This is a genomic window from Aeromonas sp. S41-2, from assembly GCF_027705845.1.
Classification (GTDB): Bacteria; Pseudomonadota; Gammaproteobacteria; order Enterobacterales; family Aeromonadaceae; genus Aeromonas; species Aeromonas hydrophila.
This window is the reverse complement of the sequence record NZ_JAPDCG010000004.1, coordinates 204,684-217,941: the sequence shown is the minus strand read 5'-3', so window position 1 is coordinate 217,941 and position 13,258 is coordinate 204,684. Positions and strand designations below refer to the sequence as shown.

Sequence of the window (13,258 nt, the reverse complement as noted above, 5' to 3'; positions counted from 1 at the left end):
GACAAGGGCTGTGAGGTCAAAGCGGGTTTGTCACTGTGAGATGTGACAGTGGTGGTCAAAAGGTATTCAAGAGATACTCTTTTGCGTCCGTTTTTGCATGGGGTGGAAACGGGCCATAGCGAGAACTTTTAATCCCGGGTCTTACCCCGGGATTTTTTTGCGTCGTCTCTATTCGGTGACCAGTTCGCGCGCCTCGTCATAGGCACCCTGCAGGGGCTGGCCGACGGCACGGGCGAAACGCTCATCCAGATGGAAGCGGATCCCGACCCCGCGCACGGCGCCCAGATCCACCGCCTGGCGGTGACCGAGCCGCTCGATGGGCAGGCCGAGACGGCGGAAGATCCGCTCTACCGGCAGGCTGACCACGGCAACCAGCTCGCGGATCCCCTGCGCCTTGGCGAAGGCATAGACCTCGCGGAAGATGATGCAGGTCAGTTCGCTGATGCCGTTGCCGAGTCGGGGAGCCCGTTCGGCATCGATGGCGAGGCGGGTCAGCTCCCACACGTCGTTGCTGCGCGGCGGGGCTTCACCGGCGAGGGCGGTGGGGAAGATGCTGGGCAGCATGTAATCCTGGGCACAGCTGAGCAGACGGATGCAGCCGCACAGGCCTTCCTCGTCTTCGATCAGCACCCAGTGGGTATCAGGGGTATCGAAACTGTCCTGCTCCAGACCACGGTGGGATTCCACATCCCAGCCGAGGCGATCGGAGAAGACGCGATTGCGAAAGCGATAAAGCTCGTTTTCTACCTCCCATCTGGGGTGTTCTTTTAATTTTCCTTTGAAAACAAGCATTCAGATGTCTCCATTTCAGTGTTCGGCGCTATAATCGAGGCCCTGGCCAGGGGGGCTAGCATATGAAACAAGACCAACTGCTTGAGTACCTCGAACATTTCACTTCGGTAACGGACGGGGATCGTTTGGCCGAGTTGATCGGTCGGTTCACGCTCGGTATGGGTTACGACTACTACCGGTTTGCGCTGATCATTCCCATGTCGATGCAAAGACCCAAGGTGGTGCTGTTCAACCAGTGCCCAGACTCCTGGGTGCAGGCCTACACGGCCAACCATATGCTGGCCTGTGATCCCATCATTCAATTGGCCCGCAAGCAGACCTTGCCCATTTACTGGAACCGGCTGGATGAGCGGGCGCGTTTTCTGCAAGAGGGCAGTCTTGACGTGATGGGGTTGGCGGCGGAGTTCGGGCTGCGCAACGGAATTTCGTTCCCGTTGCACGGTGCGGCAGGGGAGAACGGCATACTGTCGTTCATCACCGCCGAGCGGGCATCGAGCGATCTGCTGCTGGAGTCCTCGCCCATCCTCTCCTGGATGTCCAACTACATCTTCGAGGCGGCGATCCGGATTGTGCGGGTCAGTCTGCGGGAAGATGACCCTCAGGAGGCCCTGACTGACCGGGAGACCGAATGCCTGTTCTGGGCCAGTGAAGGGAAAACGTCGGGTGAAATCGCCTGCATCCTGGGGATCACGGAGCGAACCGTGAACTACCACCTCAATCAGGTCACCCGTAAAACGGGGTCGATGAATCGCTACCAGGCCATCGCCAAGGGGGTGAGCAGTGGCATTTTGCTGCCCAATCTCGAGCAGGTCGTGGTCACCAACTTCCCCAAGCTGATGCAATAAAACCCGATGATTCTCGGGGCAGAGTGATTGGCTAACAATTGTCAGATCCTGCAATTGACAGTCATGGCCGAATGGCGGCCCTTCTGCCCCGAAGGGGTTATGCCTGCCCTGCAGTCATTAGCAAAACAAATGGCTCAGCAGATCAATGAATTTCTCTAAATAGAACTGCCCCCCTTATAGTGCCGTCCAATCACTCTGCTGGACGGTTCATCCATGTTTGCTACCACCCTGCAAGGCTTCACCCTCGGCCTTGCCATGATCATTCCCATCGGTGCCCAGAATGCCTTCGTGCTGAGTCGGGGCATCCACCGCAACCACCACCTGCTGACAGCGACCCTCTGCTGCCTGTGCGATCTCGTGCTGATCGGCATCGGGGTGTTTGGCGGGGCCAACCTGCTGGCGGCCAGCCCGATCGGCCTGGCCCTGCTGACCTGGGGCGGCGTGCTGTTTCTCGGCTGGTTCGGTATCCGTTCCCTGCGCAGTGCCTGGCGCGGGCAGGGAGCCAAGCTGGCGGACTCGCCCCAGTTGATGGGGGTCAAGAGCGTGCTGGCCATGACGCTCGGGGTGACCCTGCTCAACCCCCACGTCTACCTGGATACCCTGATGCTGCTCGGCTCCTTCGGCAGCCAGTTTGCCGAAGAGTTGCGGCCGGCCTTTGCGGCCGGAGCCATGCTGGCCTCGCTGGTCTGGTTCTACAGCCTGGCGTTCGGGGCGGCGGCACTCTCACCCTGGCTCGCTCGCGGCAGGGTTCAGCAAGCTATTGATACTATTGTTGGTTTCATCATGCTGGGGCTGGCGTTGCAGCTGGCGAGCGGGGCTCTGCTGGCGTCATAAGGCTATTTTTGTGCCGCACCTCATAAAAATTAATCCCGGCTTCATGCGCTGACATATTCGTCTGTTAAATTCCCGTCGCTGGTAAAGCGACACTCATAATAAAAGGGACAAGACAGTGAATAAAACCATGAAGCTGGGTGCTATTGCAGCCATCGTGCTGTTATCTGCCTGTAGCAATGAAAACGACAGCAAGGCGCAACCGGGTGAGGTTGCCCTGCGTCTGATCCAGACCTCCGATATCCACTCCAATGTACTGGGCTACGACTACTACCAGAACAAGGAAGATCGCAAGTTTGGCCTCTCCCGCACCGCGCTGCTGATCCGCGCGGCCCGCGCCGAAAACCCCAACAACCTGCTGCTCGACAACGGCGACCTGATCCAGGGCACGCCGCTGGCGGACTACATCTTCGAGCAGTCGGGTGCCGGTTACCTCGACAAGCAGGCCCACCCGGTGTTCAAGGCGATGAACGAGCTCGGCTACGATGCCGGCAACCTGGGCAACCACGAATTCAACTACGGGCTGGATTACCTCACCAAGACCCTGCAGGGAGCCAAGTTCCCCTATGTGAACGCCAACGTGTTCGAGGCGGGCGCCTTCAAGCGCGATGCCAAGGGGCAAATAGACTGGAGCGGCAACAAGTTCACCCCCTACCTGCTGCTGGAACGCAAGGTGAAGGATGACAAGGGCCAGCTGCAGACCGTCAAGGTCGGTATCCTGGGGCTGACCCCGCCGCAGGTGCTGCAGTGGGACAAACGTCATCTGGAAGGCAAGGTGGTGGTGGCCGACATGGTCGAGACTGCCAACCACTATGTGCCCGAGCTGCGCGCCAAGGGCGCCGATATCGTGGTGGTGGTGGCCCACACTGGCATCAACGCCAGCAGCTACGAGGCCATGATGGAGAACTCCGCCTGGCACCTGGCCAAGGTGAAGGGGGTCGATGCCCTGATGCTGGGCCACGCCCACAAGAACTTCCCTGGTGACTTCCCGGATCTGCCGGAGGTGGACAACAAAGCCGGTACCCTGAGCGGCATTCCGACTGTAATGCCAGGTTACTGGGGCAACCACCTCGGCATCATCGACCTCAAGCTGGAGCAGGTGGACGGCAAGTGGCAGGTGAAACAGAGCCAGGCCAGCCTGCGCAAGATCGACTCCAGCGAGGGCAGTGCGGTGGATCAGCGGGTGGTGGACCTGGTGCAGGCCGACCACGACGCCACCAACCAGTGGCTGGACGAGCCGCTCGGCAAGATCACCTCCTCCATCCACAGCTTCTTCGCCCTGGTGCAGGATGATCCTTCGGTGCAGCTGGTGAGCGATGCCCAGCGCAAGCATGCCGAACAGCTGCAAACAGACGGCCTGCTCAAGGAGTCCTACCCCATTCTGTCGGTGGCGGCGCCGTTCCGTGGCGGTCGCAACGGCATCAATGACTTCACCTACGTAGCCCAGGGCGACATCTCCCTGCGAAACGTCTCCGACCTCTACATCTATCCGAACACCCTGCAGGTGGTCGAGGTGAACGGGGCCACCGTCAAGGAGTGGCTGGAGATGAGTGCCGGCCAGTTCAACCAGATCGACACCGGCAAGACCGAGGTGCAGTGGCTGGTGAACGAGAAGTTCCCCACCTACAACTTCGACGTGATCGACGGGGTCAACTACGAGGTGGATATCACCCAGCCGGCCCGTTACAACAAGGAAGGGGCCAAGGTCAGCGACGGCCAGCGCATCAGCAGCCTCACCTTCAACGGCCAGCCCATCGATCCGGCCCAGAAGTTCTACGTGGTGACCAACAACTACCGCGCCAGCGGCGGCGGCCACTTCCCGGGCATCGACGGCAGCAACATAGTGCATGAAGACCCCTTCGAAACGCGCGAGATCATCGCCCAGTACCTGAAGGCCCAGTCTGCCGACAACCCGGCCGGCTTCAGCCCGGCGGCCAACAACAACTGGCACATGAAGGCCCTGCCGGCCAACGTGGACGTGCGGCTCTACTCCTCGCCCCGCGAGGAGGCCAAACAGCTGGCCGGTGCGGATCTGGAGTACAAGTCCACCCTGCCGATGGATGACGCCCAGCACCCCGGCTACGCCATCTTCCGGCTGATCCGTCAGTAATTCCCGGTCGACATGGCAATAAAAAAAGCCCTCGCAGTGCGAGGGCTTTTTCATGGGCGGAGGGCTTAGTTGACCACGGCCACGTTGATGGTGCCGTTGCCCTGGGTCATGCGGACCCGGGCGCCCGGCACGAAGGTGGGGTTGGCCTTTTGCACCACCACGATGGATTCGCCGTTCTCTTTCTTGATCTCGAGTTCGACCCCGTCCACCTGGTTGAGCTTATCACCGGCCGCCTTGCCGGCTGCCGCACCCGCGATGGCGCCACCGGCCGCGGCGATGTCGCTGCCGCGCCCGCCGCCAATGGTGCTGCCGAGCAGGCCGCCGACCACGGCGCCACCGATGGTGCCGATCAGCGAGTTTTCATCGGCCTGGATCTTGACCGGGCGGGTGGAGAGGATGGTGCCGTAGCTGACGGTCTGCACCTGCTTGGCGCGATCCTTGGTGTAGACGTCACCGGAGTAGACGTCGCTGTTGGCACAGCCGCTGAGGGTGGTGGCGGTGGTGGTGGCCAACAGGGCGATGAGGGTAATGCGTTTCAACATGATGGGCCTCCTGGGCTGGCATCTAATCTGGTTTGTTCGGTCAGTGATTCAACTCTACGCCAACCGGATTGAGCATGAAACCAGCAAAGTGTAACCAATTATAAGGCCCGGGCCCGGCAAACCCCGTCACCGCCGGCTCAGTCGAGCCGTTTTTCCAGCAGCAGGCGATCCTCGCCCGGGCCGAAATAGTCGCGCTCCTCGGCCAGTTGCTGATAACCGAGTCGAAAGTAGAGGCGCTGGGCCGGATTGGCCGGATCCACCGTCAGTCTGACCCGCTCGATCCCCAGTGTCAGCAGTGACTGCTCCACCTGCAGCATCATGCGCTCGGCCAGTCCGAAGCCGCGCGCCTCCGGCAGCACCGCCAAGGAGAGCAGCCAGCCCTGCGACCGATCCTGTCCCAGTCCGCCCAGGGCATAGCCCAGCAGCTTGCCGTCCAGCTCGGCCACCAGCAGCAGCTCGGGCCACAGATCCATGGCCTGGCGGAAGAAGAAGCCGGGATAGACATCCTCCCCGAATACATTGACGTCGATCTGCCAGATGGCGTGCATGTCGGTGTGGCGCGCCACTCTCAAAACGGGGGGCTGGTGCATCCGGGCTCCTGTGATGTCGTACGTGCTGCCGGGCGGCAGTCAAAAAGGAGCCACAGGGTAGTGGGCCCGTCGGGCTGATGCAAGCGGGTCTGGGGCGTTGAGCGGCAGGGCTGCCCCGACTCAGGGCGGCAGGGGACGGCTGCCCGGTCGTTTGGGGGCCTTGCGACGGCTGTCCAGCAGGTGGCGCAGGGCCAGCCAGGGGTGATGCCACAGCATGCGCGGGCCGCTCCACTTCATCACCAGCTGGATCTGCTTGCGCATGGCCGGGGCATAGCAGTGGATGTGGCAGTTGGCACAGGTGGGCTTGTGGCCGTGACCATAGCGGCAGCGGCGCAGCCGCTGGTGGGCGAACTCCTGCAACTGCTGGCAGTGCCGGCAGGCGGGATCCTGATGATGGTGGTCGCAGTAGAGGCGGATCATGGCGCTGACCGTCTGCTGCTCCCGCTTGAGCCTGGGATGCACGGGCGCCTTGTCGGCACGGGCCGGGCGCGCGGGGTGGGAGTGATGGGTCGTCATGTAGGGCATTGTCCGGACCTGGGGCGGCGGGGTCTTGATACAGGTCAAACCGGCGGGCAAAAAAAACAGGGCCCGTGGGCCCTGTTTCATCAGACAACTCTGTTTGTCTGCGCTTAAATGAGGCTGGTTGCCTGCTCCAGCCAGGCGAGATCCTCGCCCTCCAGCAGCGGGCTCAGGCGGCGGTAGACCTCGGCGTGGTACTCGTTGATCCAGCGGAACTCGGCCGAGCTCAGCAGGCTGCGGTCGATGAGGCGGGTATCGAACGGTACATAGGTCAGCCGCTCGAAGCCCAGCATCGGCAGCTCGCCGATCTGCTCCTGCTCGGTGACCACCACCAGGTTCTCGCAACGGATGCCGAAGGCATCTTCCCGGTAGTAACCAGGTTCGTTGGAGAGCACCATGCCCGGCTGCAGGGCCACCAGGCTGCCCTTGGGGGCGATGCGCTGCGGGCCTTCGTGCACGCTGAGGAAGTGACCGACGCCGTGGCCGGTACCGTGGTCGTAGTTGTAACCGGCCTGCCACAGCGGCTGGCGGGCCAGCACGTCGAGCTGGATGCCGGCGGTGCCGCGCGGGAAGCGGGCCTGATCCAGCGCGATGTGACCCTGCAATACCCGGGTGAACATTGCCTTGTGCTCGTCGGTCAGTTCACCCACCTTGATGGTGCGGGTGATGTCGGTAGTACCGTCCAGATACTGGGCGCCGGAGTCCACCAGATAGATGCTGTCCTGGCCAAAGGTGCGCGGGGTGCCGTTGGTGTGGCGGTAGTGGCACATGGCGGCGTTGGGGCCGAGCGCCGAGATGGTGTCGAAGCTTGGCTCGACATAGTGCTCCTGCTCGCGGCGGAAGGCTTCCAGCTGGTCGGCCAGGGTGCCTTCATCCACCCCGTCGAACTCGCCGCTGGCGATCAGCCGATCCAGCCAGGCCAGGAAACGGGTGACGGCGACGCCGTCGCGCAGATGGGCGGCGCGCATGCCGGCCAGCTCCACCTCGTTCTTGCATGCCTTGGGCAGCATGGTCGGGTCCTGACCGGCCACCAGGATGGCGCCCGCCTCTTCCATGACCAGCTGGGTCCAGGCGTTGGCGGTGTTGGGATCGGCCAGCACCTTCTGCTGGTCTTCACCGATGCGCTGCAGCACGTCACCCAGCTTGTCGATGGGGTAGACGGAGACATCCTGCCCCACGTGCTGACTGAAGGCGAAGCAGTCGATCTTGTCGGTGTCGACGAAGAAATCCATGGTGGCGTTGGCGTAGAGCACCGCGAAGCCCAGCACCACCGGCAGCCGCTCCACGTCGCGACCACGCAGGTTGAGCAGCCAGTTGATGGGCTCGGCCTGGGTCAGCAGCACCGCATCCAGACCGCGCTTGCGCAGATCGTTGGCCAGCATCTCGCGCTTGGCCTGGCTGGACTGGCCCGCCAGCGCTTCGCTGTAGAGGATGGCCGGATTCTTGGTGGGGGCGGGGCGATCGCTCCAGTGCAGATCGATGGGGTTCTGCTCCACGCGCACCAGCTCGATGCCGCGCTCGGTCAACACCGCCTTGGCATTGTGATACCAGGCCAGGCTGTGCAGGCGGGCGTCGAAGCCGACCCGGGAGCCGGACGGCAGCTGATCCGCCAGCCACTGCACATGGGGATCTTCCACCAGATGGAGAAACTCGAAGAGCTCGGCCGGTGCCTGCATGCGGGCCTGCACCGTATAACGACCGTCGATGAACAGGGCCGCCCGCTGCGCCAGGATGATGGCGAGGCCGGCGGAGCCGTTGAAACCCGTGATCCAGTCCAGTCGCTCGGCGTAGGCGGGAATGTACTCCCCCAGGTGCTCGTCGTCGTGGGGGACGATGAAGGCGTCCAGCTCCATCATGGCCAGTTCGGCCCTGACCTGGGCGACGCGGGTTTCAATAATCTCGAAATGATTCATGTCGTTAATGCCAGATTGTTGTGATGTGAGTGTTCAGTGGTTGTGGCCGCTGTCCAGGATCCGCTTGATGGACTGGCCAGCCGCCTCGATATGTTGCTTGAGCAGTACCACCGCCTCGTGCTTGCGGCGGGCACGGCACAGCTCCAGCAGCTGGGCGTGCTCGCGCTCGGCCTTGTCGACGCCATCGCTGGCGAACAGCAGCTCGAAGCGCACATAGCGGTCACAGCTCAGATTGATCTGGGCGATCAGCTCCAGTGCCTGGGGGCGGCCGGCGGCCTGATAGAGGGTGGCGTGAAAACTGTGGTTCAGTTCGGCCCAGCGTTCGATCTGGGTGCCCGACTCGAGGGCCTGGTCGAACTGGGCGAGGATCGCCTGCGCCCGGGCGAAGGTCTCCTCCGTCATCAGGTCGACGGCGTGGAACAGGGTATCGGCTTCCAGCAGGGCTCGCAAATAAAAGAGCTCCTCGATGGCCGCGGCGTCCAGCATGGTGACCACGGCGCCGCGGTGTGCCTCGAACTTCACCAGCCCCTGCGCTTCCAGCTGCATCAGGGCTTCGCGCACCGGAATGCGGCTCACCGCCAGCTCCTTGGCGATGGCGTCCTGGCGCAGGGGGGCGCCGGCGGGAAACTCACCGCGCAGGATCCGGCCACGGAGGTTTTCCATCACCATTTGGGTACGGGTCTTGTAGGGTGGGGTCATGGTCGGGTCACAGGGGAATCGTTACAAAATTGTATATTGTATAAAGTTGGGCTGAATCTAACGCGCAAGGGCCCACAAGGCAAGGTTTGGCAGGAGTCAAATGCCGCGCTCTGCTCAAAAAAATACCGGCCAGCTGGGCTGACCGGTATGAGATTGGCGATGAACGGGGTCGCTGTTACAGCTGCGGACCTGCCGCTACCAGACGCTTGCCCTCTTCATTGTCGGTGAAGCGCTCGAAGTTCTTGATAAAGCGTCCTGCCAGGTCAACCGCCTTGGCGTCCCACTCGGCCTTGTTGGCGTAAGTGTCGCGCGGGTCGAGGATCGCCGGGTTCACGTCGTGCAGGGCGGTCGGCACTTCCAGATTGAAGATCGGCAGCACCTTGGTCTCGGCCTTCTCGATGGAGCCATCCAGGATGGCGTCGATGATGGCGCGGGTATCCTTGATGGAGATGCGCTTGCCGGTGCCGTTCCAGCCGGTATTGACCAGGTAGGCTTCCGCGCCGGCGGCTTCCATCCGTTTCACCAGTTCCTGACCGTACTTGGTCGGGTGCAGGGAGAGGAAGGCTGCGCCGAAGCAGGAGGAGAAGGTCGGGGTCGGCTCTGTGATGCCGCGCTCGGTACCGGCCAGTTTGGCGGTGAAGCCAGACAGGAAGTGGTACTTGGTCTGCTCCTTGGTCAGCTTGGAGACCGGGGGCAGCACGCCGAAGGCGTCGGCAGTCAGGAAGATCACCTTGTTGGCGTGACCCGCCTTGGAGACCGGCTTGACGATGTTCTCGATGTGATAGATGGGGTAGGAGACCCGGGTGTTCTCGGTCTTGGAGCCATCGTCGAAGTCGATGGTGCCGTCGGCCGCCACGGTCACGTTCTCCAGCAGCGCATCGCGACGGATGGCGTTGTAGATGTCCGGCTCGGCTTCCTTGGAGAGCTTGATGGTCTTGGCGTAGCAGCCGCCTTCGAAGTTGAACACGCCGTCGTCGTCCCAGCCGTGCTCGTCATCGCCGATCAGCTGACGCTTGGGATCGGTGGAGAGGGTGGTCTTGCCGGTACCGGAGAGGCCGAAGAAGATGGCCACGTCACCGTCCTGGCCCACGTTGGCGGAGCAGTGCATGGAGGCGATGCCGCGCAGGGGCAGGAAGTAGTTCATCATGGAGAACATCCCCTTCTTCATCTCGCCACCGTACCAGGTGCCGCCGATGAGCTGGATCTTCTCGGTCAGGTTGAAGGCGACGAAGTTCTCGGAGTTGAGACCCTGCTCCTTCCAGTTCGGGTTGGTGCACTTGGCACCGTTCATCACCACGAAGTCCGGTTTGAAGGTTTTCAGCTCTTCATCGCTCGGGCGAATGAACATGTTTTTCACGAAGTGAGCCTGCCAGGCCACCTCGGTGATGATGCGCACGGCCAGGCGGGTGTCCGGGTTGGCACCGCAGAAACCGTCGACCACGAACAGGCGCTTGCCGGAGAGTTGTTTGGTCACCAGGGATTTCAGATGTGACCACACTTCCGGGCTGATGGCTTTGTTATCGTTTTTACCCTGGTCAGACCACCACACAGTATTCTGGGTGGTGGCGTCTTTGACGATATATTTATCTTTAGGGGAGCGGCCGGTGAAGATGCCGGTATTGACATTGACGGCGCCCAGTTCGGTCACCACGCCGCGCTCGAACCCTTCCAGGTCGGCACGTGTCTCTTCCGCGAACAGCTGGTCGTAGGAAGGGTTGCGCAGGATTTCAGTGGAGTTCTTGATACCGTACTGGTCCAGTCCTAATTGCTTGGCCAGGGTGGGTTCTGCCACGATTGTCATTGTATTCTCCTGGGTTCAGAGGTTGGTAGGGTTCTATCTGGCGTTCATCCTATCACTTAGGTGGTAGAGTTTAGCGATCGCCATCAAACTTTATAAAATAGGGTATTTTTTTGTTATTTAAGTTAAAGGCGGGTTTTGCCCGCCTTCAATTAGTGTAACTTGTTTGCATCATTACCGGGAGCCCTGCTGAACAGGGTTTCGACGTCGATCCCATCAAATTGGTACTGGGCGCCGCAATAATCACAGTGCATGTCGATCTTGCCGAGCTCCTGCACCATCTCCATGACCTCTTCTTTCTCTATCTGCAGCAGAGCCCCTTCGCAACGGGCGCGGGAGCAGGTGCAGCGGAACTCGACCGCCTGCGGATCGAACACCCGCACCTTGTCCTGGTGGTAGAGGCGGTAGAGGATCTCTTCCGCTTCCAGACCGAACAGCTCTTCGTCCTTGATGGTGCTGGTGAGCTGGGTCAGGTGCTCGAAATCGTCGCTGTGATCCTCGCTCTGGGCAGGCAGCTCCTGCAGCAGGATGCCGGCGGCGCGCGGCTCACCCTGGTGGTAGCCGGTGCGGATCCACAGCTTGGTCGCCAGCTGTTCGGACTGGGCGAAGTAGTGCTCCAGGCAGCCGGCCAGGGTGTCGGCGTCCAGCGCTATGATGCCCTGATAGCGTTCACCCTGCTCCGGGGTGATGGTGATGACCAGCTGGCCTTCTCCGATCAGGCTCTGCAGCTTGTCGTCGCTCGGCAGTTCCCCTTCATAGCGGGCCACGCCACGCAGCTGCTGGTTGTTGTCGCCGTTGATGACGGCCAGCCGTACCGGGCCGTTGCCCTGCAACTGCACCGTGATGGAGCCTTCGAACTTGAGGGTGGCGGTCAGCAGGCTGGTGGCGACCAGCAGTTCACCCAGCAGTTTTTGCACCTGTACCGGGTAGTTCTGGGCCTCAACCACGTGGCGGTAGGTGTGGTCCAGCTGGACCAGCTCGCCCCGGACTTCGTACTCTTCGAACAGATAGCGATACAGGAGATCTTGGTTACTCATCATGCATTCCTGGGTTCTTCGGTGGGGTAAATAGATAAAAACATTAATAAACAGCTGGTTAGGAACTTATTCCGGCAACTGTCGTCATAAAAGGGCCATCTTGGCGGGTCAATATTGCTTGACCTTGATCAGCTGGCGCCGCTCCTGCTTGTCGGGGCGACGCTCGGGGCTTGGCGCAAACTGGCTGTTGAAGCGGCGTGCCTCGCTGTTTTCGGCCCGCTTTTTCAGGCTGGCCTCGGTCTCTTCATAGAGCTGCTGGGCCAGCGGGGCGGACTTGCGCTGCTCGCTCACCTCGAGAACCCGCACTTCCCGTTCGTCCTGACCCTGCCAGCAGCGAATGAGAGCGCCGACCTCGACATGCTTGCCCGGTTTGCTGCGCTGGCCGTTGTAATGCACCTTGCCCCCTTCAATCTGGTCGCGGGCCAGGCTGCGGGTCTTGTAAAAACGCGCCGCCCACAACCACTTGTCGAGACGGACCAGGGCTGGGGTTTCTGCGGGGTTCGGCATGAATCGACTCCGGAATGGCTGAAAGGGGTGCCTGATTATACCAGAGGCGGGCCCCGGGATAGAAACAGGGGGGCTGATGGTGTGACGGAATGTCAATTTTCGCAGCTTCATCCCATCCGGTCGGTTGTCTCTGGGTCCATTGCCGTACACAATAGCCAACCGATTTGGATGCCAGAAAATATTGATAAACATGACGCTACCGTTCAGGGATGACTTGTTGAGCTCCCTTCTGGCCCGTTGTAAAACCGTGCCACTCTCCCGATTCAGCCAGCCTCTGTTCTGGCTTCTGCTGCTGTTGCTGGCCCACCAGTGTGCCGGTCTCACCTGGCGTCTGCTGGATCTCGGCAGCCGGCCCGTCAGCCAGTCCTGGCAACCGTCGGTGGTCGCCAATCAGAGCCAGGGTGCAAACCGGCTCGACCTGAGCGGCGTCAGCCGGCTGGCACTGTTCGGCAAGGCCAAACAGCAGGCCCAGGCGGCCGATGTTGTCGCAGCCGATGCTCCCAAGACCCAGCTCAACGCCCAGCTCAACGGCGTGCTGGCGAGCTCGGATCCCGCCAAATCCATTGCCATCATCGCCCACAACGGGCTGCAGAACTCCTACGGCATCGGTGATCTCATCGATGGTACCCAGGCCAAGATCCGCCAGGTGTTCCCGGATCGGGTCATCATCGAGCGGGACGGCCGCGACGAAACCCTGATGCTGGACGGGGAGGAGTACGGCAAGCCGCTGCCCAAGCCGGGCAACCAGGACGGCAAGCTCTCCTCGGTGCGCAACGAGCTGATGGGCAACCCCGGCAAGATCACCGATTACCTCAATATTTCCCCGGTCCGGGTCGATGGCCGTATGGTCGGCTATCGCCTCAATCCGGGCAGCAATCCGGAACTGTTCAATCAACTGGGGCTGGTCGCCAACGACATGGCGGTCAGCATCAATGGGCTGGATCTGCGGGATAACGCTCAGGCCATGCAGGCGATGCAGCAGGTGGCTGGCGCAACGGAAATGACCGTCACCGTCGAGCGGCAAGGACAGCTCTACGACGTTTATGTCGGCTTGTCAGAATAATGATTTGGAGTA

General features: G+C 61.5%; 13 protein-coding genes. 4 read left to right on the top strand and 9 right to left on the bottom strand.

Annotated elements, in window-relative coordinates:
- Positions 1–168: 168 nt before the first annotated feature.
- Entirely contained in the window at positions 169–792 is a 624-nt protein-coding gene (locus tag OKC44_RS11695) for an acyl-homoserine-lactone synthase (RefSeq protein WP_011704528.1), read from the bottom strand.
- Between the two features lie 62 nt (positions 793–854).
- Here OKC44_RS11695 and OKC44_RS11690 point away from each other — a divergent pair, with 62 nt between their 5' ends.
- The 3 genes from OKC44_RS11690 to OKC44_RS11680 all read left to right on the top strand — a co-directional run bounded on the left by OKC44_RS11690 (position 855) and on the right by OKC44_RS11680 (position 4,578).
- Positions 855–1,637: a LuxR family transcriptional regulator gene (locus tag OKC44_RS11690; protein WP_005315931.1), complete on the top strand. Its 783-nt coding sequence runs from the start codon at positions 855–857 to the stop codon at positions 1,635–1,637.
- A gap of 213 nt (positions 1,638–1,850) precedes the next feature.
- Entirely contained in the window at positions 1,851–2,471 is a 621-nt protein-coding gene (gene lysE / locus OKC44_RS11685; protein WP_011704530.1) for an L-lysine exporter, read from the top strand.
- A 127-nt stretch (positions 2,472–2,598) separates the two neighbouring features.
- Positions 2,599–4,578, top strand: a complete 1,980-nt coding sequence (locus tag OKC44_RS11680; protein WP_270813208.1) for a bifunctional 2',3'-cyclic-nucleotide 2'-phosphodiesterase/3'-nucleotidase — start codon at positions 2,599–2,601, stop codon at positions 4,576–4,578.
- Between the two features lie 65 nt (positions 4,579–4,643).
- Here the strand turns inward: OKC44_RS11680 and OKC44_RS11675 are convergent, their stop codons facing one another.
- From OKC44_RS11675 to hslR, 8 genes are all read right to left on the bottom strand, one after another.
- A complete protein-coding gene (locus OKC44_RS11675) occupies positions 4,644–5,120 on the bottom strand; it encodes a glycine zipper 2TM domain-containing protein (protein ID WP_270812947.1) in 477 nt (158 codons plus the stop codon).
- Positions 5,121–5,257: 137 nt separating this feature from the next.
- A complete protein-coding gene (locus OKC44_RS11670; RefSeq protein WP_039215349.1) occupies positions 5,258–5,710 on the bottom strand; it encodes a GNAT family N-acetyltransferase in 453 nt (150 codons plus the stop codon).
- Positions 5,711–5,830: 120 nt separating this feature from the next.
- A complete protein-coding gene (locus OKC44_RS11665) occupies positions 5,831–6,226 on the bottom strand; it encodes a nitrous oxide-stimulated promoter family protein (protein ID WP_026080215.1) in 396 nt (131 codons plus the stop codon).
- A gap of 113 nt (positions 6,227–6,339) precedes the next feature.
- Complete coding sequence (locus tag OKC44_RS11660; protein WP_270812946.1) at positions 6,340–8,142, bottom strand: aminopeptidase P family protein; 1,803 nt, start codon at positions 8,140–8,142, stop codon at positions 6,340–6,342.
- Between the two features lie 33 nt (positions 8,143–8,175).
- Positions 8,176–8,841, bottom strand: coding sequence for a GntR family transcriptional regulator (locus OKC44_RS11655; RefSeq protein WP_011704535.1), 666 nt, complete (start codon positions 8,839–8,841; stop codon positions 8,176–8,178).
- A gap of 175 nt (positions 8,842–9,016) precedes the next feature.
- Entirely contained in the window at positions 9,017–10,642 is a 1,626-nt protein-coding gene (gene pckA / locus OKC44_RS11650; protein WP_011704536.1) for a phosphoenolpyruvate carboxykinase (ATP), read from the bottom strand.
- A gap of 149 nt (positions 10,643–10,791) precedes the next feature.
- Positions 10,792–11,676 (bottom strand): Hsp33 family molecular chaperone HslO, encoded by an 885-nt coding sequence (hslO, locus tag OKC44_RS11645; protein ID WP_024943636.1) that lies wholly within the window; start codon positions 11,674–11,676, stop codon positions 10,792–10,794.
- A 108-nt stretch (positions 11,677–11,784) separates the two neighbouring features.
- Complete coding sequence (gene hslR, locus OKC44_RS11640; RefSeq protein WP_016349333.1) at positions 11,785–12,183, bottom strand: ribosome-associated heat shock protein Hsp15; 399 nt, start codon at positions 12,181–12,183, stop codon at positions 11,785–11,787.
- 214 nt (positions 12,184–12,397) lie between these two features.
- On the opposite strand from hslR, the gene exeC reads away from it, so the two are divergent.
- Entirely contained in the window at positions 12,398–13,246 is an 849-nt protein-coding gene (gene exeC / locus OKC44_RS11635; RefSeq protein WP_272481873.1) for a GspC family type II secretion system variant ExeC, read from the top strand.
- Positions 13,247–13,258: the final 12 nt, after the last annotated feature.

What these genes read in the sequence shown, in the direction of transcription:
- OKC44_RS11695 (WP_011704528.1), bottom strand. Translation starts at nt 792, where the DNA reads ATGCTTGTTTTCAAAGGAAAATTAAAAGAACACCCCAGATGGGAGGTA.
- OKC44_RS11690 (WP_005315931.1), top strand. Translation starts at nt 855, where the DNA reads ATGAAACAAGACCAACTGCTTGAGTACCTCGAACATTTCACTTCGGTA.
- lysE (WP_011704530.1), top strand. Translation starts at nt 1,851, where the DNA reads ATGTTTGCTACCACCCTGCAAGGCTTCACCCTCGGCCTTGCCATGATC.
- OKC44_RS11680 (WP_270813208.1), top strand. Translation starts at nt 2,599, where the DNA reads ATGAAGCTGGGTGCTATTGCAGCCATCGTGCTGTTATCTGCCTGTAGC.
- OKC44_RS11675 (WP_270812947.1), bottom strand. Translation starts at nt 5,120, where the DNA reads ATGTTGAAACGCATTACCCTCATCGCCCTGTTGGCCACCACCACCGCC.
- OKC44_RS11670 (WP_039215349.1), bottom strand. Translation starts at nt 5,710, where the DNA reads ATGCACCAGCCCCCCGTTTTGAGAGTGGCGCGCCACACCGACATGCAC.
- OKC44_RS11665 (WP_026080215.1), bottom strand. Translation starts at nt 6,226, where the DNA reads ATGACGACCCATCACTCCCACCCCGCGCGCCCGGCCCGTGCCGACAAG.
- OKC44_RS11660 (WP_270812946.1), bottom strand. Translation starts at nt 8,142, where the DNA reads ATGAATCATTTCGAGATTATTGAAACCCGCGTCGCCCAGGTCAGGGCC.
- OKC44_RS11655 (WP_011704535.1), bottom strand. Translation starts at nt 8,841, where the DNA reads ATGACCCCACCCTACAAGACCCGTACCCAAATGGTGATGGAAAACCTC.
- pckA (WP_011704536.1), bottom strand. Translation starts at nt 10,642, where the DNA reads ATGACAATCGTGGCAGAACCCACCCTGGCCAAGCAATTAGGACTGGAC.
- hslO (WP_024943636.1), bottom strand. Translation starts at nt 11,676, where the DNA reads ATGAGTAACCAAGATCTCCTGTATCGCTATCTGTTCGAAGAGTACGAA.
- hslR (WP_016349333.1), bottom strand. Translation starts at nt 12,183, where the DNA reads ATGCCGAACCCCGCAGAAACCCCAGCCCTGGTCCGTCTCGACAAGTGG.